Genomic DNA, 20,987 nt, shown 5'->3' with positions numbered 1-20,987 from the left:
TACCACCCGCTCCGGTGGGCTCGGCGCGCGTCGTGGTGGTGGCCACCGCAGCGCCGGTCGGTGCGCTACTTCCCGGCGGCGAAGCCGGCGAGCGCGGCGGCCATCTGAGACTCGACCCCGTCCTTGGTCAGGCCCAGCCCGGACAGCACGCCGGTGCCGTCCTCCCACTCCAACAGCGCCAGCAGGATGTGCTCGGTGCCGATGTAGTTGTGCCCGAGCCGCAACGCTTCCCGGAAGGTGAGTTCGAGGGCTTTCTTGCCCTGCGCGTCGTACGGGATCAGGTCGGGGACCTGGTCGGTCGGCGCGGGCAGCGCCGCCGTGACCGCCTCCCGGACGGCCGCCGGGCTCAGCCCCTCGGCGACCAGGGCCTTGGCCGCGAGGCCGTCCGGTTCGGCGAGCAGGCCGAGCACCAGATGCTCCGGCCGGATCTCCGCGTTGCCGGCGCCTCGGGCCTCCTCCTGCGAGGCGATCACCACGTTGCGGGCCCGCGGGGTGAAGCGGCTGAACCCGGCGTTGGGGTCCAGCGTCGCCGCCGCCTCGGCCTTCGTCGCGGAGCGCTTCTGGGCAGCCTGCTTGCTCACCCCCATGCTGTTGCCGATCTCCGTCCAGGAGGCGCCGGAGCGGCGGGCCTGGTCGACGAAGTGGCCGATCAGGTGGTCGGCGAGGTCACCGAGGTGATCGGCGACGACCACCGCGTCGGTGAGCTGGTCGAGGGCGTCCGGGCGGGCCTTCTTGATGGCCTGGATCAGCTCGTCGAGGCGGACCGGGTGTGGGAGTGGAGTGGATTCCGTCATGCGTCAACCATAGGTTGACGGACGCGCACCGTCAACTAGAAGTTGACGAAACCCCGAGTGAGTACATCCCGACACTCTCGGTGATCCGGCGAACTCCTAGCGCAGCATCAAGGCTGCCACTTATCGATATCGGTCTCTGTGACCGGAGGAGGTTCCGTACCCCCATGCCCGGAACGATGAAACGCCTCGCCGCGCTCGCCACCACCGCGCTGCTCCTCACCACCGCCCTGGGCGCCACGGCCGCGTCGGCCGCCCCCGACGCCGGCCGGTCGGCCCCTGACCGCGCCGCCAAGACCACCCTCGTCGCCTCCTGGTACTCGGGCACCCTCGCCGCGGGCGCCACCCAGAACTGGCAGTGGAACAACAACCCCGCCGGCGCCGTCTACCAGGTGGGGCTCTCCCCGACCGGGGCCAGCACCAGCCAGCCGTGCCAGTTCCAGGTGACCAGGAGCTGGTACACCCAGCTCTACAGTGGCGAGCGCCGGTTCAACTGGACGATCCGCAACACCGGTGCCATCGCCTGCGGCACCCAGGTCATGCTCAGCTCGCTGAGTTCCGGGGCCACCTGGGCGCTCGGCGGCCTCGCCCCCGGCAGTTCGGTCACCTCGGTCTGGAACAACAACCCGACCAACGTCGCCTACCTGCCCGGGGTCGCTCCCAGCGGTGCCACCAGCGCCACCCCCTGCCAGCTCGAGGTGACCAGTTCCTGGTACGCCCGGCAGACCAACGGTGAGCGGAAGTTCTACTTCACCGTCAAGAACGTCGGCACCATCACCTGCGCCGGCAGCGCCCTACTGGGCAGCACCTCCACCTCGACCACCTGGTCCGCCGGCACGCTCGCGCCGTCGGCCTCCAGCGGATCGGTGTGGAACAACGCCAACCCGACGACGCTGGTCTACCTGCCCGGCCTCAACCCCGCCGTGTCCACCGGCACCTGCCAGTTCGGCGTCACCAGCAGCTACTACCAGCAGGTGGTGAACTCCAACGGCACCGTCCAGCGGCAGTACCTCGCCTACTACACCAACAACGGCGGGGTCACCTGCTCCGCCACCTTCCTGCTCGCCTCGATCACCTGATCCCCGGTGCGGCGGCCCGTCCACTCCGGGCGGGCCGCCGCACCCGTCGGTCCACCATTGCGCCGACGGGTGGTGGGCGAGGGGCGACCGGCCACGCCCGCCCCTCGCCGGACCGCTCGCCCCGGGCCGACGGCGCTCCGATACCGTGCGGCGACGGACCGGGTCGGGTGGCGCTGCGGGAGGAACGGGATCATGCGGTTACACGTCGGCTGCGCGATGTGGACCCACCGGTCGTGGCAGGGGCGGCTGATCGTCCACCCGCTCCCGGCGCAGGAGCGACTGCGACACTACGCCGGCTGGTGCGACGCGGTCGAGGGGAACACCACCTTCTACGCGACCCCGACCCCGGAGACCGTGGCGGGCTGGGCCCGGCAGACCGACCCGGACTTCCGGTTCGTCCTCAAACTGCCGAAGACCGTCACCCACGAACGCCGGCTCGTCGACGCCGACGCGCCGCTGCGAACCTACTTCGACGCGATCGCGCCACTCGGCAGCCGGGCGCACGCCCTGTGGATCCAGTTGCCGGGGTCGTTCGCGCCGACGGACGTCCCCGTGCTCGCCGACTTCCTGCGCCGGCTGCCCGCCGAACACCGGTACGCGGTGGAGGTCCGGCATCCCGCCTTCTTCCGGGAAGCCGGCGCGACGCGACTGCTGGAAGGGGTGCTCGCCGACGCCTCGGCCGAGTGGGTGCCGTTCGACACCACCGCGTTCTTCCGTACCCCGCCGACCAGTGACGCGGAGCGGGAGGCGTGGACCAAGAAACCCCGCCTGCCGTTGCGGACGGCGGCGCTGACCGACCGGCCGATCATCCGGTACCTCGGCCGCGACGCCGAGGCGGAGACCGTCGAGGGCTGGCAGCGTTGGGTCGAGATCACCGTCGGCTGGCTGCGGGAGGGCCGGTCACCGACCATGTTCGTGCACACCCCGGACAATGCCGACGCACCGCCGCTCGCCCGCCGGTTCCACGACGAGGTACGGGCCCGGGTGCCCGCGCTGGCCGCGCTGCCCGAGCCGATCCCGGTCGGGCCGCTCACCCTGTTCTGACACCCCGCACCGCGTCGGCCGTCGGCGACGTCAGGCCGTCCCGCACCGCGCCGGCCGTCGGTGCAGGCCGCCCGCGGCAGCCAGGATCGAAAGTTTCGAGCGCCGCACCCGAACGACCTGCCGAGGGCGGCACCCACCGACCCCTCCCCCTCAGGCCCCAACCAGGAGTCCCACTGCCGTCTCGCCACGTCTTCCCCGTAGGACATTTGATTGACGTTGCTCGATGTTATGCCTACAGTACCGAAAGAGTAACCGAAAGTTTACCGAAAAGATGATCGGCTCCGGCTATCCGCCGTGGCTTCTCCCCGAGCTGACGCAGGCGGTGCCGGACCCGCACGCCGACGAGCCAGGAGGAACCAGAGACATGACGCAGGTCGTCCTGTTCGCGATCGACATCTGCGCGGTGGCGCTGCTCGTGTTCGGGCTCTACTTCCCCCGACATCGACGCCGCGACCTCGTCGTCGCCTACCTCGGGGTCAACGTCGGGGTCCTCGCGGTCGCCAGCGCACTGAGCGCCAGCAACGTCGGTGCCGGAGTCGGGCTGGGGATGGCCCTGTTCGGGGTGCTGTCCATCATCCGGCTCCGCTCGACCGAACTGGACCAGCACGAGGTGGCGTACTACTTCTCGGCGCTCGCCCTGGGCCTCCTCGGCGCGCTGAGCACCAACTCGGTCTGGCTCAACGGCGGCCTGATGGCGCTCATCGTCGCGGTGATGTTCCTCGGGGACCACCGCCGCGTGTTCCGGCACTACCGGCATCAGATCCTGGTGCTCGACTCGGCCGTCACCGACCACGCCGTACTCGTCGCCCACCTGGAACAACTGCTCCACGCCCGGGTGCACGTCGCCACCTCCCAGCGGGTCGACCTGGTCAACGAGACCACCGTGGTCGACGTGCGCTACTCGGTGGCCCGCCGTACCCCGGCGTCCACCCCCGGTTCGCCGGTGCCGGCGGGAGCACGTCGATGACCCCGCCGCCGTTCGCGTCGGCGTTGGCCGACCTGCCCCCCGTCGAGCTCGCCGAGCTGATCGACCGGGCCGCGCTGCAGAGCCGGGTGGACCGCAAGTACCTCGTCGCGCTGGACGACCTGCCGGGCCTGCTCGACCGGGTCGCCCCGTACGCCCGGGTGCTGGACATCGACGGCACGCGCACCTTCCGCTACGAGTCGGTGTACTTCGACACCCCGTGCCTGGCCAGCTACCACTGCGCGGCGCACCGGCGACGGCGACGCTTCAAGGTGCGTACCCGCACCTATCTCGACTCGGCGCAGTGCTGGCTGGAAGTCAAGCTCAGCGGAGCCCGGGGGCTGGTCACCAAGCACCGGCTGCCCTACCGGACGGAGGACCGTCGTACCGTCCGGTCGGGGCAGGACTTCGTCGACGAGGCGCTCGGCCGCGGGTCGATCCGACCCGCCCCCGCCGGTGGCCACCTCGAACCGGTGCTGGTGACCGGCTACCGGCGTACCACGCTGCTGCTGCCGGCGACCGCGAGCCGGGTCACCATCGACACCGATCTGCACTGGCGGGACGACCGCCACGCCCTGGGTCTGCCCGGGGTCGCGGTGATCGAGACCAAGACCCGGTCGGCGGCCTGCCCGGTCGACCGGCTGCTGTGGCAGCGCGGCACTCGACCCGCCCGCATCTCGAAGTACGCCACCGGCCTGGCCGCCCTGCGACCGGACCTGCCGGACGTGCCGTGGCGACGGACGCTGCGCCGCCACTTCCGCGACGCCACCGTGTCGGCAGCGCCGGCACCGGCACCCACCACCACCCCACGAGTCACCCAGGAGACATCGTGCGTCTGACCGCTCGCACGCCCACCCGTCGCACCAGCGGGATCGCGGCCGTGGCCGTGCTCCTCACCGGGCTCCTCGTGCCGCTCACGGCACCGGCGAGTGCCGGACCGTCCACCGCGACCGCCGCCCCGGCCCCCGCCCGCGCCGGAGTCACCACCGGCCTGGACACCTCCGCCGCCGACGCCGTCGCCGCCGAGGCGGCAGCGGACGACCTGGTCGGCGACATCGTCTTCTCCCGGCCGAGTGGCACCTTCCAGGGGGAGGTGACGGTGTCGCTGAGCACCGCGATCAGCGGCGCGCAGTTGCGCTACACCACCGACGGCCGGCTGCCCACCGCCCAGTCGCCGCTGTACGCGGGCACACCGCTGCGGTTCACCCGTACCACCCAGCTACGCGTGCAGGCCTTCGTCGGCCAGACCGCGTCCGGTGCGCCCGGGACCGCCATGTACGTCGCCCAGAACGTCGCCACCGCCCACGACCTGCCGGTGGTCCTGCTCGACTCGTACGGTGCCGGCAAACCCGCCCGTGAGTATCTCGACGCCACCGCCATGATCTTCGAGCCGGGTGGCGGTGGCACCACCTCGCTGGCCGCGACCCCGACGGTCGCCACCCGCGCCGGTTTCCACCTGCGCGGACAGTCGTCGGCGTCGTTCGAGAAGACGCCGTACCGCGTCGAGCTGCGGGGCAACGACAACGCCGACGCCGACTATCCGGTGCTGGGCATGCCGGCCGACTCCGACTGGGTGCTGCGCGGGCCGTTCAGCGACAAGGCGTTGATCCGGGAGGCGCTCGTCTACGATCTCGGGCGCGAGATGGGCATGCCGGCGCCGAGGTACCGGTTCGTGGAGTTCTACCTCAACACCGACGCCGCCCCGGTGGCCGCCGGTGACTACATGGGCGTCTACATGATCGTGGAGACGATCAAGAACTCCAAGAACCGGCTCGACCTCAAGCAGCTCGACGAGGACGACCTGACCCTGCCCAAGATCCAGGGCGGGTACATCTGGAGCTTCGAGTGGCTGGCCGCCGAGGAGCCGATGCTGACCTGCACCGGGCCGGCGGCGACCTGCTGGAACTATCTCGAGGTGCGGGACCCGTCACCGTTGCAGGCGCCCCAGCGGGACTGGCTGCGGGGCTACGTGCAGGAATTCCACAACGTGCTGCGGGCGGCGAACTCCGCCGACCCGGTCACCGGCTACCGGAAGTACATCGACGTCGACTCGTTCGTGGACCAGATGGTCCTCAACGAACTCAGCCGGGAGATGGACTCCTACATCCGCAGCGCGTACTTCTACAAGGACCGCGACACCAAGATCTTCGCCGGCCCGCTGTGGGACTACGACCTCACCTTCGGCGTCGGCGGCTACTTCGGCAACGACCAGATCGCCGGTTGGCAGTACCAGCAGACCCGGCAGCCGGTGGCCAACGACTGGTTCCCCCAACTGGTACGCGATCCGGCCTTCGTCAACCAGCTCCGGTCCCGCTGGCAGACGCTGCGCCGGGGCCTGCTCGCCGACACCGCCCTACAGACCCGGATCAGCGCCCTGGCCACACCGCTGACCAACGCCGCGCAGCGCAACTTCCAGCGCTGGCCCAACCTGACCGCGCCGATGGTCGGCCCCTTCTACACCCCGACCGCGTCGACCTGGCAGGGCCAGGTCCAGGCCATGCGGGACTGGATGCTGCGCCGGGCGGCCTGGTTGGACTCCACCGCCGGCTGGGGTGGCCCGGTCACCACTACTCCGCCGCCCCCCACCACGACCCCACCGCCGCCGACCACGACCCCGCCGCCCACCACGACTCCGCCACCCACGACGACCCCGCCGCCGCCGACCACGACCCCACCTCCGGGCACCGCGCGCTGCACCGCGACGTACACGGTGACCAGCCAGTGGACCGGCGGGTTCCAGGGGGAGGTACGGGTCACCGCCGGCACCTCGGCGATCAGCAACTGGGCCGTGACCTGGACGTACGCCAGTGGCGAGCGGGTCACCCAGGCCTGGAACGCGACCGTGACCAGCCAGGGCACGACGGTCACCGCCCGCAACGTCGCCTACAACGGCGCGCTCGCCGCGGGCGCCAGCACCTCGTTCGGGTTCCTCGGCTCGTCCACCGGCAACCCCGGCATCCCGGTGCCGAGCTGCACGACGGGTTGACCGCCGGCCCGCCCGGCCACCTGGCAGCGGCCGGCCTCCGCCGCCGCCGGTGCCAGGTGGCATGACGCGCCCACCCGGGCCCCGGCATGACGGGCGGAGCCGGGACCCGGGTGGGCGGGGCCGGCGGCGACTCCCGCAACAACGTCGAAAATCAGAATTTAGCGGAGATTGCCGTCTATTAAGCGGCCGGTTCCGGGTGCTGTTCGGAGGTTCGGCGCGTAGCGCGGATTACCCGACAGACGCGCACAATTCTCCCATCATCCCCACAACCGAATAACTGCCAGTAACTAGACGCATTTGAATCCTTGCTTTCCGCACACGACATTGTTAGCCTCATACGCACCCCACTCACCATTGGGGCGAAAAATTGACACCCGGATCACGCGAACTCGTCCCCCACAGACCTCGCACCTAGATTTGGGAAAAACATGAGCACAATGCGGCCCACGCAATGACGGCTGCCCCCAGCCAGGACATAAAGCCGGAAGAGAGCACCCATCGGGGTCGCGATTTCCGCCGCTATTGGATAGCCGGCGCAATTGATCAGCTTGGGTCACAGGCGTCCGGGATCGTGCTTCCACTGGTCACCCTGGCCGTGACCGGTTCACCGGCGGCAGCCGGACTGGTCGGCGCCCTGGCCCTCGCCGGGCGACTCGTCGCGGCACCGGTGGCGGGGGTGCTGGCCGACCGGTTGCCGCGCAAACGCATGATGATCAGCTCGCTGCTGGTCGCCGCCGGCGCGATGACGGCGATCTTCGTCGGGCTCCTGGCCGACGTGGCGACCCTCGGACTGCTGGCCGCCGCCGCGTTCGTCGAGGGGATCGCGCAGAGCGGCTACGAGGCGGCCGGCTCCGGCGCCATCCGCCGCCTGCTGCCGGCCGACGACCAGAAGGCGCTGTCCCGGCTGGAGGCCCGCAACCACGCCGCCCGACTCACCGGCCCGCTGCTCGGCGGCGTGCTCTACCAGCTCGCCCGCTGGCTGCCGTTCCTGGCGGACGTGCTGTCCTACCTGCTCGCGGCGGCTCTCGTCGCCACCATCCGGACCGATCTGACGCCCGAACGCGCAGAGCGCACCTCGTTCCGCACCGACCTGAAGGTCGGGCTGCGCTTCGTGTGGCGGCAGCCGTTCCTGCGGTTCGTCACGATCTGGGCGGCCGGCATCAACTTCACCTTCGGCGCCCTCGTCTACTACGCCATCCTGACCGCCGGCCGGCAGGGTGTCCCCGCGGCGTCGATCGGCCTGATCCTCACCATCGCCAGCGTGGGCGGCCTGAGCGGCGCACTGGCCGCTCCGATGATCTTCAGCCGGGTACGGCCGACAACCGTCATCGTGTTCGCCTCGTGGGCCATGGTGGGCCTCGTCGTCGCGATGTCACAGGCCCGGCAGACCTGGAGCTACGGGCTGCTGTTCGGGCTGGTCTTCCTGCTCAGCCCGCTGCTCGGGGTCATCTTCCAGTCCCGCGTGATCGCGCTGACGCCCGACGAGCTCCAGGGTCGGGTGGCGACCGTGATGGGCACCGTCGGCGAGGTGCTGCAGACACCGGCGCCGCTGCTGGCCGGGGTCCTGGTGGCCTGGTACAGCCCCGGCACCGTCGCTCTGGTCTTCGCCGCCGTGCTGGCGCTGCTGGCGACGTACACCACCGCCAGCCTGCGCCAACTCCGCGCCGGTGCGGGCGCGACGGCCGGGACCGACCCCGACCCGGCCGCCACCGCCGAGGCCACCGCCGATCCCGAGGAGGCCCGCAGATGAGTGGCGGTCACCGGCTCTTCTATCCGGCGCTGCCGGTCGTCGCCGAACACGCGCCGCACCGGGCCGTCTACGTCGGCGACGCCGAGGGGCGCTGCGAGATCCTGGCCTGGGACCGCTCCGCCGGCACCGCCCGGCAGGTGACCGACCGCCCGGCCGGCACGATCCGGGCGGCGATCGACCCGACGGGGACCACCATCTGGTGGTTCGACGACGATCTCGGCGGCGTCGGCACCTGGCGGACGTGCGGCTTCGACCGGCCCGACCGCTCCGTCGCGGCGCTGCCGTCGGTGCCGCCGGCCCGGCACGCCGGCATCGCCATGGCCACCGACGGCACCACCGCGATCGGGCTGTCCGACGACGGCGGGATGACCCTGTTCCTGCGCTCCGGCGACGGCCGGGTGAGCGAACGGGCCCACGTCACCGGCTACGCGTACCTGGTCGACCTCGATCCGGCCGGGCAGCTGGCGGCGATCGGCGCCGACGCCGCCACCGACGCGGCAGTCACGGTGTTCACCACCGACGGCGGCCGGGTGGCCGACATCGCCGGCCGGGCCGACGGGCGGGTGTGGGCCCTCGGTTTCGCCCCCGGGTCCGGCCCGGCGCGGCTGCTGCTGGTGATCGAGGACCGGGGCGGCTACCTCCCGGCGACCTGGACCGCGGACGACGGCCTGGTCCGGCACGACTGGTGCCGCTTCGACACCGAGATCACCGCCGGCTGGTTCCCGGACGGGCAGCGCCTCCTCGTCCGGCAGGACCGGCACGCCCGCAGCCTGCTGCACGAGGTGGACCTCGCCGGGCGGACCCGGACGGTCGTCGACACCCCGACGGGCAGCATCCTGGACGCCGCGGTCTGGCCGGACGGTGACATCGCGTACGTGTGGACCGACTCGGTGACCCCGCCCCAACTGCGTTCCGTGCGCGGGCTGGAGCTGCCGGAGCACCCCGGCGGTCAGCCCGACGCGGGCGGGCCGGACGCCGTCACGGCACCCACGGACTACCGCCGCGAGGAGATCCGGGTGCCGGGGCCCGGTGGTCCGATCCCCGCCCTGGTCGCCGTGCCGACCGACCGGGACGGGCCGAGGCCGGCCGTCTTCCTGGTCCACGGCGGACCCTTCCAGCACGCCCGCGACGCCTACGACCCGCTGGTCGAGGTCCTGGTCAGCACCGGCTGCGTGGTGGTCCGGGTCAACTACCGGGGCTCCAGCGGGTACGGCGCGGCCTGGCGCAACGACTTCTCCGCCGGGGTCGGCCTCACCCAGTTGGAGGACCTCGCCGCGGTCCGGGCCCACCTCGTCGCCGAGGGCGTCGTCGAGGACCGGCGCACCGCCCTGTGGGGCACGTCGTGGGGCGGCTACCTGACCCTGCTCGCGCTCGGCCGGCAACCGGAGCTGTGGCGGCTCGGGATCGCGATCAGTCCCGTCGCCGACTACGTCGCCGCCTTCGAGGCGGCCACCCCGGCGGTACGGGCGCTGGACGTGCTGCTGTTCGGCGGCACCCCCGGCGAGGTGCCGCAGCGCTACGCCCGGTCCTCGCCGATCACCTACGTCGACCAGGTCCGGGCCCCGGTGCTGCTGGCCGTCTCCACCGGTGACGTGCGCTGCCCGCCGGCACCGGTGGAGCACTACGCGCGGCTGCTGGCCGGTCGCCGGGTTCCGCACCAGGTGGTCCGCCGGCGGGCCGGGCACGAGGACTTCGACGCGCAGAGCCACCTGGCTCTGATGCAGACCGTGCTGCTGTTCATGCAGCGGCACTTCGACGGCGTGCGGGACGAAGGCACGCCGGTCGCGCTCGCGATGGCGCGTCCGGTGGGCTGACCCCGGCACGTGACCCGGTCCCCCGATAACGGAAAGGAGGTGAACGACATGCGCAAGAACGTTGTCGAGAACGACCCGATCAACGGCAACCGCGACCAGCTTCGGGCCTCGAACGTCACGGTCACGGTCACGGTCAAGGTCAGCTTCTAGCGGCCGTACGGGGTGTGGCCACCCGCCCGGGCAGGTGGCCCCACCCCGTATCCGTCGTCCGGTCCGAACAGCTCACGAGAGAGGAGAGGTTACGTGCGGGTCATGCTGGTCAATACGCCATGGACTTCCATCGACGTCCCTTCGTTGGCGATTGGAATCCTCACCAACAGTGTCCGGCAGAAGCTGCCGGATGCCGAGGTGGAGGCCGTCCACGCGAATCTCGACTTTGTCGACTGGGTGGTCGACCGGACCGAGTTCGGATTGAGCGACTACTACTACTATTCGCTCTTCACCTATTTCGCGGGCTGCGGTGACTGGGTCTTCTCCTCGGCCCTGTACGACGATCCCGAATGGCGGGTGAAGGAGTTCACCGACCGGGTCCGGACCCAGATGACCGAACGGGAACTCGCGCTCAACATCGAGCTGCACCGGTTGGCCCCGGAGTTCGTCGCCGAACTGGCCGACCGGATCGTCGCCCAGGCCCCGGACGTGGTCGGCTTCACCTCCACGTTCCAGCAGAACGCCGCCGCCCTCGCCACCGCCAGGGCGATCAAGAAGCGGGCACCCGGCATCCGTACGGTGATGGGCGGGGCCAACTGCGACGGTGAGCAGGGCGCGGCGATCCACCGCAACTTCTCGTTCGTCGACTACGTGGTCCGGGGCGAGGGCGAGACCGCGTTTCCCCGACTGCTCGCCGCGATCGACCCGGCCCGGTCGGCGGTCGGCGTCGCGGAGCCGGCGGGCGGGCTCGCCGACATCGAGGGGCTGTGCTGGGCCGGCCCGGACGGCCGTTCCGTGGCGAACCCGATGAGCACCACGCCCCTGCCGCCGGCCGAGATCGTCTCCCCGGACTACGCGGGCTACTTCGAACGGCTGGCCGCGTCCCGGGCCCGGAACTGGGTCGAGCCCCGGCTGGTCGTCGAGGGCGCCCGGGGCTGCTGGTGGGGCGAGAAGCACCACTGCACGTTCTGCGGCCTCAACGGGTCGTTCATGCAGTTCCGCAGCAAGCATCCGGGCAAGTTCTACGACGAGATCATCGAGTTGGTCGAGCGGCACCAGGTCCTGGACATGTTCGTCGTGGACAACATCCTCGACATGAGCTACGTGACCTCGCTGCTGCCCCGGCTCACCGAATCGGACTACGACCTGCGGTTGCAGTACGAGATCAAGTCGAACATGAAGGGCCCGCAGGTGCAGGCCCTGGCCGACGCCGGCCTGGTCAGCGTGCAGCCCGGCATCGAGAGCCTCAACAGCCGGGTGCTCAAGCTGATGGACAAGGGGGTCAGCGGCTGCCTCAACGTCCGGATGCTGCGCGACGCCGAGACCAGCGGGATCACCATCGCCTGGAACTACCTGTACGGGTTCCCGGGTGAGACCGAGGCCGACTACCTCCCGGTCATCGCGCAGATGCCGGCACTGCACCACCTGTGCCCGGCCGACGGCAACACCCGCATCGCCATCGAACGGTTCAGCCCCTTCTTCGTCAACCCCGCGCTCGGCTTCACCGACCTGCGGCCGGCAGCCCAGTACCGGCTGATCTACGACCTGCCCGAGTCGGAACTGATGGATCTGGCGTACCTGTTCGACGTCCCGCCCCAGGGCATCGGCGGCGAGACGGCCGACCGGCTGGGCCGGGCGGTCACCGAGTGGCAGCACGAGTACGCCCGCAGCCGGCTCACCCACCACGACCTCGGCGACGAAATCGTGCTGGTCAGCCGGCGCAAGCACTTCGACTGGCACATCCTGCGGCTGACCGACCCCACCGAGCTGGCCGTCTTCCGGCAGCTCGACCAGCCGCACAGCGTCGCCGCCCTGGCCCGGCGACTGTCCGTCGACGAGTCGACCCTGGTGTCGCTGTTGCAGCGCTGGCGCGAACTCGGGCTCGTCTACGAGGACGCGGGGCAGTTCATCCAGATCGCGCCGCAGGCCATGAACCAGGATCTGCTGCGCATCGACCACCTGCACCTGGAACGCGAAGCCGCCGCCACCAGGGCCGCCGCCGAAGCCGGTGAGCCGGCCGTGCTCACCGCAGTCTGAGGGGACCGCACGTGCTCACCACCGACTTCGACTCCCGGCCCATCCTGGTCGGTCTCGCCCGCGACCACGACCCGGCCGTCCTGTCGATCCCCGGGATGACCATCGGCCCGGCCGAGCTGCGCGAGCCGGCCGCCGACGCGGTCGCCCGCTGGCGTGCCGAGGGGGTCCGCCGGGTCGACCTCCCCGGAGCCGTCGACCTCACGGTCACCGGGGCCGACGAGACGGCCGTCGACACGGTCCGCCGCCTGGTGCTCGTCCGCGAGTTGACCAGCCACGGCATCGCCGTCGACTGGCGGCTGCGGCTGCCGGGTGCCGAGGCCGACGAGTGGCTCCCCTACAGCCACCTGCGGGCGCCGGTCGAGCTGCTCCCACCGCCGGGTGGTGCGGGCGACCCCGTCCCGCAACTCGCCGCCTGGGGCAAGGCGTTCTACTTCGACAAGTGCACGTATCGCCGGGGTCCCGGATTCGTGCAGGTGCGCGACCGCCGGTCCGGCCGGCTGAATCTGTTGACCATCGACGACCCGGCCTACCTCGCGGTGCTCGACCAGCTGTTGGACGGCGCCGCCATCACCGACGTCGACCTCGACATCGCCCGTGACTTCGGTGCGGAGGGCCTGGTCACGAAGATCGGCGACCTGCTGGTGTGGCTGCCACACCGGCTCCGCCGCTGGCCCCTGCCGTCGATGGTGATCTGAGCGCCCCGGATCGTCCGCCGCCCGGCCGGTCCGCCGCCCCGGTCCACGCTCCGCGACCGCCCGCCCGCCCCGCCTGGAGATCCAGGCCGGGTGGGCGGGCGGTTCGCATGCCCCTGCCCCACCCGCCGGCAGGGGGTGACTGGCGGTGCTCGAAAGTTTCGGGTATACAGAGAAGAAGCACCCTTCCTGTCGGGTCAACCAGCCCCTAGCGCAGGCCAGCTCTTTAGACAGCGAACGTCAGCCAGTCGAAATCCTCCCGAAGTCCACCACTGGCCGGGACGATGTTTCGGGAAGATTTCCGAAACTTGTTGACAGGTGGAGCATCGACACCCTACCGTCGCCATCGACGGCATTCGATGCCGTCGACACCACCCACCGCGACCCGTCCCCCCGGTTCTGCTGGACGACCGGCCCACCACCGCGTGGTGACACCCACCGCATGGCCGGCTGCCGTACCTGGCTACGGACAGTCCACCGGGTCGTACCGCGTCGCTGGCGTCCGCCAGCTGTCACGAGGAGGAACACGTACATGAGCGACACCTCGACCCGACCGCGAAGGAGCGGTCGCCTGCGGCTGCTGCTCAGCGCCGCGTGCGCCGCGGCGCTCGCCGTCACCGGCACGTTCATCGCCTCGCCCAACGCGTACGCCGAGAACGACCGGACCCTCACCTCGAACCTCACCGGCACGCACAACGGCTACTACTTCTCGTTCTGGAAGGACAGTGGCAACGCCAGCATCACGCTGCGGGCCGACGGCCGGTACAGCAGCAGCTGGGACCGGAGCACCAACAACTGGGTCGGCGGCAAGGGCTGGGCCACCGGCACCCGCCGGACGGTCAGCTACTCGGGCACCTACAACCCCGGCAACAACAACACCTACCTCGCCCTGTACGGCTGGACGCGCAACCCGCTCATCGAGTACTACGTGGTGGAGAACTTCGGCAGCTACAACCCGAGCAGCGGCGCCACCCGGCTGGGCACGGTCACCACCGACGGCGGCACCTACGACATCCTGCGCAGCCTGCGGACCAACGCCCCGTCGATCGACGGCATCCAGACGTTCTACCAGTACTGGAGCGTCCGCCAGCAGAAGCGCAGCAGCGGCACCATCACCACCGCCAACCACTTCGACGCCTGGGCCCGCGCCGGCCTGAACCTCGGCACCAACCACGCCTACCAGATCATGGCCACCGAGGGTTACCAGAGCCAGGGCAGCTCCGACATCACCGTCCGCGAGGGTGGCGGCAACCCCACCAGCGGACCGACCGGCAACCCGACCACCCCGCCCGCCGGCGGCAACTGCACCGCGGTGCTGTCGGCCGGCGAGAAGTGGGGCGACCGGTTCAACCTGAACGTCGCGGTCAGCGGCACCAGCAACTGGGTGGTCAGCCTCGGGCTCAACGGCGGCCAGAGCATCCAGAACAGCTGGAACGCCTCGGTCAGCGGCACCACAGGCACCGTCACCGCCAGGCCGAACGGCAACGGCAACAACTTCGGCATCACGATCATGGCCAACAACAACTGGACCTGGCCGACGGTCACCTGCCGAACGGCCTGACCCCGACCGGTTCCTGAACAGCACCGCAGCGGCGGGCGGTCCCGATGACACCGGGACCGCCCGCCGTACCGTTGTCGCCCGTGGTCAGCCGCGTACCCACTGCTGGTTGCTGCCACCGTTGCAGGTCCAGAGCTGGACGGCGGAGCCGTTGGCGGTGCCCCCGCCGTTGATGTCCAGGCAGAGCCCCGAGCCCACCCCGACGATCGTGCCGTCGGCGTTGAGCCGCCACTGCTGGTTGGTGCCGCCGGTGCAGCTCCAGATCCGGGCCCGGGCGCCCGACGCGGCGCTCGGCACGTCGAGGCACTTGTTGCCGTAGACGGTGAGCTGGTTGGTCGAGGTCAGCGACCACCGCTGGTTGACGCCGCCGGTGCAGTCCCAGATCTGCACCGCCGCGCCGTCGGTCTGGCTGGCCCCGTTGACGTCCAGGCACCGGTTGGCGCCCGCTCCCCGGATCTCACCCGTCGGGGTGCCGGGGCTGCCGACGGCGGTCACCGAGAGGTTGTCGAACTGGGCGGTGACGCCCTGCCCGGTGCCGTACCCGATCTGGCCGGCGACCCAGGTGGAGTCGTTGGCCGTGCCGACGGTGGTGCCGTCGATCGCGGCGGTGAGGGTGCTCCCGTTGAGCGTCAACGCCAGGGTGTGCCACCGCCCGGTGCCCAGGGCGGAGGTGTTGCCGCTGGCCAGGGTGCGCCAGTTGCCGCTGGTGTTGTTGCTCCGGATGGACCAGGCGCCACCGTCGGTGACCCGGAAGTAGTACCCGTTCATGTTCTGCGGGCCCTGGTGGTTGTAGGTGTTGCCGCGCCCGATGAGCTGCGCGTAGCCGGACTTCTCCAGCAGCACGTCCGAGGAGACCGTGTAGTTGCGCCAGGTCAGGTCGCCCAGCAGGGTGTACGGCTCGGCCTGGCCGGAGGTCCAGTAGATCGGCGCCTGCTCCGACATCTGGCGTACGCACTGCCCGGTGCGACCCGCCGCGCACCCGGCGATCTCGAACGAGCCCTGCTGGTCCATCAGGTAGCGCGCCTCGCGGCCGGTGGCGTACGAGTCGAAGTTGTCGCTGTACGGCAGCTTCAGGTTGCCCTGCGCCGGGCTGGCCGCCGTGCCCTTGCCCTGCCCGCTGGTGGTGGTGATGCTGTAGACGTAACCGGGCTGGACGGTGAGCGAGAAGCGCCCCCCGTTCGGGGTGATGTCACCGCCCCGGACGAAGTGGTCGGCGGTGTTGTTCGACCGCACGTTCGTCGACCAGACCCGTACCGTGCCGGTGGACAGGCCGCCGGTGACGGTGAAGTCGAGGGTCTGCGCGGCGCCGGCGTCCATCGTCTCGATGACGGTGCTGTAGTCGCTGTTGTTGGTGGACTTCAGCGAGACGTAGCTGCCGTTGTTGCGGTTGCCGCCGAGATAGCCGCTCGACGCGTCGAGGTAGCGCCACCCCGGGGCGGTGAACTGGGTGGTCTGCGCCATCACCCAGGCGTTCTTGCCGATCGAGTAGGCGCCGGACCACGGCTGCTGGGCCACCGCCACACCCGTGGTCGCCCAGGGGATGTTGGGGGTGATGGCGGCGATGGCGGGCCAGTTGATGTAGCCGGTCATCTTGCCGTCGAGGTAGCCCCGGTTGATGCCCCGGGCGAGCGCCTGCGCGCCGGCGTTGTAGTCGTCGGAGCCGTTCTCGCTGGCCCACAGGGACTTGCCGGTGGACACCGCGTTGGTGGAGCTGGGGCAGTTGGTCTGGGCGCTGCGGTAGCCGCAGACGTAGTGGCTGCCGAAGACCTGGACGGCGCTGGCGAAGGCCGGGTCCCGCAGCGAGTCGTCGGCCGCGCCCCAACCGAAGTCGTCCGAGGCGACGATCTTCACGCTGCTGTAGCCGCGGGAGTTGAGGGTCGAGCGGAGGTTCTTGTACCAGGTGGTGTTGTAGCCCTTCTCGTTCCACCCGCCGAGGTAGTTGATGGTCAACCCGTGGGTGCCCGCGCAGTCCAGCCAGGCCACCAGGTAGTCGATCGAGTCGGTGGACCAGAAGTTGCCGTTGCCGATCCAGCCGGGTGCTCCCCAGGCCAGACCCGCCAGGGCGATGTTGGGGTTGCGGGTACGGGCCTGCTCCATCAGCCACCACTCGTAGCCCCGGTTGCAGTTGATGCTGCCCCGGGTGTGTTCGTGGCTGGGCTCCGCGCCGGAGGTGGAGTTGGTGTCGCCGCCGATCTCCACCTTCATCAGCTGCATGGCCGCGCCGTAGCCCGGCTTGAACAGGTAGTCCAGGATGTCGCTGCGCTGCGGCTCCGGATAGTCGATCAGCAGCCTGCTGTTGCCACCGCCGCCGCTGACCGCACCGATCCCGTCCAGCGCCCGGCCACCGGACCCGCCGTTGATCGTGATGGCGGTCGCCGCCTGGGCCGGTGCGGCGAACCCGGTCAGCACCGCCGCCGCCGTCACCACCACTCCCAGCACCGATGCGGTCAACCGACGCGGACGCCACGCGCTGCGCCACGGTCGGCGACGTGGGCCGCCGCCGCGCCGATGACTCTGTGCACTGAACATCTGACTCGCCTCCCCAGCCGGTCTCCGACCTCGAAGCGGTACGGCACACGTCGGACTGTCGCACCCGCGCAGGATGGAAATCGGCGACTATCAATGATAGGACGTCGTATGTTAGGCACCGCAGCGGTCGCCGGTCAACGCCCCTGTTCGGAGGGATTTATCCCGCCCTTTCTCTGATCAATCGCCGCGGGAATCCCAAAGAGATCAGATGAATGGTTGCCGGAGCACGGCATCAGGACCGTCACGGAAGCGACCGGTCGACGCCCTCGACGCCAGCGGGCGATCCGTGCGGGCCCGGCCCGCTGGGTGGCGGGACGCGGGGCGACGGACGGGCAACGACGCACGCCGCCGACCCGGCCGCCACCGGGTCGGCGGCGGCGCGGGTCGGCGGCGCGGCATCAGCGCCTGCGGACCGGTCAGCCCTACAGGACCAGTTGCGCCGGGGTCGAGCGGTGGGTGGTGGTGCCGTCACCCAACTGCCCGGACATGTTGTTGCCCCAGCACCACAGGCCACCGTCGGTGCGTACGCCACAGCTGTGGTAGCTGACGGCCAGGTTCTGCGTCCAGGTGGTCGCGGTGCCGACCCGGACCGGGGCGGACCGGTGGGTGGTGGTGCCGTCACCCAACTGCCCGAAGCCGTTGTTGCCCCAGCACCACAGGCCACCGTCGGTGCGCAGCGCGCACGACGAGTCGACGCTCGCCTCGACCCTGGTCCAGGTGGTGGCGGTGCCGACCTGGATCGGGCTGGTCTGGACGCCGGTGCCGCCGCCCACCTGGCCGTACCCGTTCTCACCCCAGCACCACAGGGTGCCGTCGGTACGGACCGCACAGGTGTGCGCGTGCCCGGCCGTCACGCCGGCCCACGTGGTCGCGGTACCCACCTGCGCCGGGGTCGCCCGGTAACCCAGGATGCCGACGCCCAGCTGCCCGTCCGTGCTGTCGCCCCAGCACCACAGCGTGCCGTTGGTCTGGACGGCGCAGCTGTGCGCGTAACCGGTGGTGACGCTCGCCCAGGTGGTCGCCGTACCCACCTGCACCGGGCTGGTCGCCCGGGAGGGGGAGGTGCCGACGCCCAGCTGCGCGTTGCGGTTCAGGCCCCAGCACCACAGCGTGCCGGCGGTCTGGACGGCGCAGGTGTGGTTGGCGCCGGCGCTGACGCCGGCCCAGGTGGTGGCGGTGCCGACCTGCACCGGGGTGCTCCGGCTCGTGGTGGTCCCGTCACCGAGCTGCCCGCTGTAGTTGCCGCCCCAGCACCACAGCGTGCCGTCCGCGCGGATCGCGCAGTTGTGGCTGGTGCCCGCGTCGACCCGCGACCAGGTGGTGCCGGTGCCGACCTGCACCGGGCTGGTCCGGTTGGTGGTGGTCCCGTCACCGAGCTTGCCACCGTAGTTGTCACCCCAGCACCAGAGCGTCCCGTCGGTACGGATCGCACAGGTGTGCAGGTCACCCGCGGCGACCTGGGCGACCGGCGCGGCGGCGAACGCCGCGTTCGACGTGCCCCGCTCCGCGACGCCGACCCCCGCGACGGCCGCACCCGCCGAGAAGCCCACGGCGAGGGCGGCGACCCCGAGGGACACCGCCGTCGCGGTGACGGCACTGCGGGCCGCCCGCCGCCATCGGGCCCACAGGCGACTGTTCTGCTGTTCGTTCATGTTCTGTTCTCCCCAGACAAACGTCGTTTTCTGCACGGTGGAGGCGGCATCGCCCCGGCGGGTCTCCATCGACCCACCGCGTACAGCAGTGACCCTATGCATTGAATGCAATCAATGCGAGATCCTGCCGGGCGATGCCGGACCTACCGCTACCCTCCGCTGACGTCCGTCGGGCTCAGCTTCGGCTCCACCGCTGTCCGGCGGCGCCGTTGCAGTCCCAGATCTGGGTACGCGTGCCGTTGGCCGTACCGTTGCTGACCACGTCCAGGCACCGGCCCGAGCCGACCGCGGTGATCGTGCCGTCGGCGTTGAGCCGCCACCGCTGGTTGGCCTGACCGTTGCAGTCCCAGATGATCACCGAGCTGCCGTTGGCGGTGGCGCCGCCGTTGACGTCCAGGCACTTGCCGCCGAAGACCCGCAGCTCCTGAGCGGCCGTCGAGGTCCAGCTCTGGTTGCTCTGCCCGTGGCAGTCCCAGATGATCGCCGCCGCGCCGTTGGTCTGCGTGCCGCCGTTGACGTCCAGACACCGGCCGGAGGACGTGTTCCGGACCGCGCCCGTGCCGGACGGCGGCGGGGTCGTCGGGTTGCCGGTCGGCGTAACCGTCGGCGAGACCGTCGGGGTCGGCGTCGGGTTGGTGCTGCCGAACTGGGTGAAGAACCGCCACACCTCGCCCTTGGTCCAGGTCCGCACGCCGCTGTCGCCGCCACCGTCGACCGGGCCGGGGGTGTGACCGCCGTCGAACGCGGCCCACACCACCGGGTAGCCGGAGCGGCAGCCGGAGTAGGTGGTGGTGATGTGGGTCAGGCTGCCGGCCCGGGGCTCGGGCGGGCTCTGCGCCGTACACCCGTTGTTGCGCACGAAGGTGTCGCGCAGCGAGCGTCCGGCGGAGACGTTGAGCACCGGGTCCCCGATGCCGTGGATCCCCATGTACGCGATCGGCTGGCCACCGCCGCTGCAGCCGCTGAGCTGCCCGCCGGAGTAGACCGCGACGGCGCGGAAGACGTTCGCCCGGGAGCAGGCCAGCGAGTAGCTCATCCCCCCGCCGTAGCTGAAGCCCAGGGCGAACAGCTGGGTCGTGTCGACGCACAGGTCGTTCTCGATCAGCCGGACCATGTCGTCGACGAAGGTGACGTCCCGGCCGCTGGGGTTGGCCCAGCCGTTGCCGTTGCCCTGTGGGGCCACGAAGATGGTGCTGTTGTTCGCCTGCTGGCGCAGGCCGTAGTAGGACCAGGCGGCCCCGTCCGACCCACCCCCGTCGACGTCGTTGGCGGTGCCGCCGTTCCAGTGGAAGCCGAAGATCAACCGGTACTGGTGGTTCCGGTCGTAGTTGTCGGGGATCCGGAGGATGAAGCTGCGGTTCTGGCCGCTGCTCTGGATGGACCGCTGGCCGCTGGTCAACGTGGGTGCCTTGCCGCACCCGGCGGTGGCCGCGGCCGCGGCGACGTCGGCCGCCGCCGCGGTGGTCAGGCCACCGGCGAGGGCCGTCGCGCCCACGGTCACGACGAGGGCCGCCGCCGCCGCGAGGGAACCAAGGATGGGTCTGCGCCTAGTCATGATGGGGCTCCTGCCACTCGGCATGGACTGCTTCAGGTACGTAGTCGACGGCGATCCCGACGGGTCACGCCCGACCGCTCCCGCTGACCGCACCCGCCAAGGACGGAACACCGGGAGACACTCGATGCGCTCACCACGCCGGCTGGCTCATCGCCGCGGCTGCCAGCCACTGGTTCCGCTGCCCAGGCAGGACCGACTGGTCGTCGAATCGATCGGTGGTCCACATCGCGCTCGCCCGAACGCCACCCGGTCGACCGCCGGTGCCGGAGCGCCGGGCTCGACGTCGAATCGATTCGGCAAGACCCTAGGTCGGAAAGTGAAATATGTCAATGCTGTGTCCTGCGGGTTGCGACCGGGATACACCGGCCCGACGACACGGGACCGCA

14 protein-coding genes are annotated in these 20,987 nt (G+C 70.8%); 10 read left to right on the top strand and 4 right to left on the bottom strand.

All coding sequences use genetic code 11. The features are described 5' to 3' along the window. Positions 1-65: 65 nt before the first annotated feature. Entirely contained in the window at positions 66-794 is a 729-nt protein-coding gene (locus tag GA0070216_RS14200) for a Clp protease N-terminal domain-containing protein (protein ID WP_091245448.1), read from the bottom strand. Positions 795-958: 164 nt separating this feature from the next. Here GA0070216_RS14200 and GA0070216_RS14195 point away from each other — a divergent pair, with 164 nt between their 5' ends. The 10 genes from GA0070216_RS14195 to GA0070216_RS14150 all read left to right on the top strand — a co-directional run bounded on the left by GA0070216_RS14195 (position 959) and on the right by GA0070216_RS14150 (position 14,868). Next, a complete protein-coding gene (locus tag GA0070216_RS14195) occupies positions 959-1,870 on the top strand; it encodes a hypothetical protein (protein ID WP_141723096.1) in 912 nt (303 codons plus the stop codon). A gap of 216 nt (positions 1,871-2,086) precedes the next feature. Beyond that, positions 2,087-2,914: a DUF72 domain-containing protein gene (locus tag GA0070216_RS14190; RefSeq protein ID WP_218108211.1), complete on the top strand. Its 828-nt coding sequence runs from the start codon at positions 2,087-2,089 to the stop codon at positions 2,912-2,914. Positions 2,915-3,278: 364 nt separating this feature from the next. Next, positions 3,279-3,881, top strand: coding sequence for a DUF4956 domain-containing protein (locus GA0070216_RS14185; RefSeq protein WP_091245439.1), 603 nt, complete (start codon positions 3,279-3,281; stop codon positions 3,879-3,881). Beyond that, positions 3,878-4,717 (top strand): polyphosphate polymerase domain-containing protein, encoded by an 840-nt coding sequence (locus GA0070216_RS14180; protein WP_091245437.1) that lies wholly within the window; start codon positions 3,878-3,880, stop codon positions 4,715-4,717. Before GA0070216_RS14185 ends, GA0070216_RS14180 begins: the two co-directional genes overlap by 4 nt. After that, the gene (locus GA0070216_RS36095; RefSeq protein WP_425413154.1) at positions 4,708-6,864 is read left to right on the top strand and encodes a CotH kinase family protein; all 2,157 of its coding nucleotides are present in this window, start codon (positions 4,708-4,710) and stop codon (positions 6,862-6,864) included. Before GA0070216_RS14180 ends, GA0070216_RS36095 begins: the two co-directional genes overlap by 10 nt. A gap of 451 nt (positions 6,865-7,315) precedes the next feature. After that, a complete protein-coding gene (locus GA0070216_RS14170; protein WP_091245434.1) occupies positions 7,316-8,614 on the top strand; it encodes an MFS transporter in 1,299 nt (432 codons plus the stop codon). Further along, the gene (locus GA0070216_RS14165; protein WP_091245431.1) at positions 8,611-10,428 is read left to right on the top strand and encodes a S9 family peptidase; all 1,818 of its coding nucleotides are present in this window, start codon (positions 8,611-8,613) and stop codon (positions 10,426-10,428) included. Before GA0070216_RS14170 ends, GA0070216_RS14165 begins: the two co-directional genes overlap by 4 nt. Positions 10,429-10,722: 294 nt before the next feature. Then, the gene (locus GA0070216_RS14160; protein WP_245722499.1) at positions 10,723-12,615 is read left to right on the top strand and encodes a RiPP maturation radical SAM C-methyltransferase; all 1,893 of its coding nucleotides are present in this window, start codon (positions 10,723-10,725) and stop codon (positions 12,613-12,615) included. 11 nt (positions 12,616-12,626) lie between these two features. Continuing rightward, positions 12,627-13,310 carry a DUF5825 family protein gene (locus GA0070216_RS14155; RefSeq protein ID WP_091245425.1) on the top strand — a complete coding sequence of 228 codons (684 nt, stop codon included), beginning with the start codon at positions 12,627-12,629 and terminating at the stop codon, positions 13,308-13,310. A gap of 529 nt (positions 13,311-13,839) precedes the next feature. Further along, positions 13,840-14,868, top strand: a complete 1,029-nt coding sequence (locus GA0070216_RS14150) for a glycoside hydrolase family 11 protein (protein ID WP_091245421.1) — start codon at positions 13,840-13,842, stop codon at positions 14,866-14,868. An 84-nt stretch (positions 14,869-14,952) separates the two neighbouring features. On the opposite strand, the gene GA0070216_RS14145 is transcribed toward GA0070216_RS14150, so the two are convergent. The 3 genes from GA0070216_RS14145 to GA0070216_RS14135 all read right to left on the bottom strand — a co-directional run bounded on the left by GA0070216_RS14145 (position 14,953) and on the right by GA0070216_RS14135 (position 20,601). Further along, entirely contained in the window at positions 14,953-17,394 is a 2,442-nt protein-coding gene (locus GA0070216_RS14145) for a ricin-type beta-trefoil lectin domain protein (protein WP_091245418.1), read from the bottom strand. Between the two features lie 422 nt (positions 17,395-17,816). Next, positions 17,817-19,046, bottom strand: coding sequence for an RCC1 domain-containing protein (locus GA0070216_RS14140; RefSeq protein ID WP_091245414.1), 1,230 nt, complete (start codon positions 19,044-19,046; stop codon positions 17,817-17,819). Positions 19,047-19,221: 175 nt separating this feature from the next. Beyond that, complete coding sequence (locus GA0070216_RS14135; protein WP_091245409.1) at positions 19,222-20,601, bottom strand: RICIN domain-containing protein; 1,380 nt, start codon at positions 20,599-20,601, stop codon at positions 19,222-19,224. Positions 20,602-20,987 lie beyond the last annotated feature (386 nt).

This window comes from Micromonospora matsumotoense, from assembly GCF_900091525.1.
In the GTDB taxonomy this organism is placed as follows: Bacteria; Actinomycetota; Actinomycetes; order Mycobacteriales; family Micromonosporaceae; genus Micromonospora; species Micromonospora matsumotoensis.
This window is presented reverse-complemented; position numbering and strand designations above follow the sequence as displayed.

Excerpts from the sequence above, each read along its gene's own strand:
- GA0070216_RS14200 (WP_091245448.1), bottom strand. The coding sequence starts at position 794 with ATGACGGAATCCACTCCACTCCCACACCCGGTCCGCCTCGACGAGCTG.
- GA0070216_RS14195 (WP_141723096.1), top strand. The coding sequence starts at position 959 with ATGCCCGGAACGATGAAACGCCTCGCCGCGCTCGCCACCACCGCGCTG.
- GA0070216_RS14190 (WP_218108211.1), top strand. The coding sequence starts at position 2,087 with ATGTGGACCCACCGGTCGTGGCAGGGGCGGCTGATCGTCCACCCGCTC.
- GA0070216_RS14185 (WP_091245439.1), top strand. The coding sequence starts at position 3,279 with ATGACGCAGGTCGTCCTGTTCGCGATCGACATCTGCGCGGTGGCGCTG.
- GA0070216_RS14180 (WP_091245437.1), top strand. The coding sequence starts at position 3,878 with ATGACCCCGCCGCCGTTCGCGTCGGCGTTGGCCGACCTGCCCCCCGTC.
- GA0070216_RS14170 (WP_091245434.1), top strand. The coding sequence starts at position 7,316 with ATGACGGCTGCCCCCAGCCAGGACATAAAGCCGGAAGAGAGCACCCAT.
- GA0070216_RS14165 (WP_091245431.1), top strand. The coding sequence starts at position 8,611 with ATGAGTGGCGGTCACCGGCTCTTCTATCCGGCGCTGCCGGTCGTCGCC.
- GA0070216_RS14150 (WP_091245421.1), top strand. The coding sequence starts at position 13,840 with ATGAGCGACACCTCGACCCGACCGCGAAGGAGCGGTCGCCTGCGGCTG.
- GA0070216_RS14145 (WP_091245418.1), bottom strand. The coding sequence starts at position 17,394 with ATGTTCAGTGCACAGAGTCATCGGCGCGGCGGCGGCCCACGTCGCCGA.
- GA0070216_RS14140 (WP_091245414.1), bottom strand. The coding sequence starts at position 19,046 with ATGAACGAACAGCAGAACAGTCGCCTGTGGGCCCGATGGCGGCGGGCG.
- GA0070216_RS14135 (WP_091245409.1), bottom strand. The coding sequence starts at position 20,601 with ATGACTAGGCGCAGACCCATCCTTGGTTCCCTCGCGGCGGCGGCGGCC.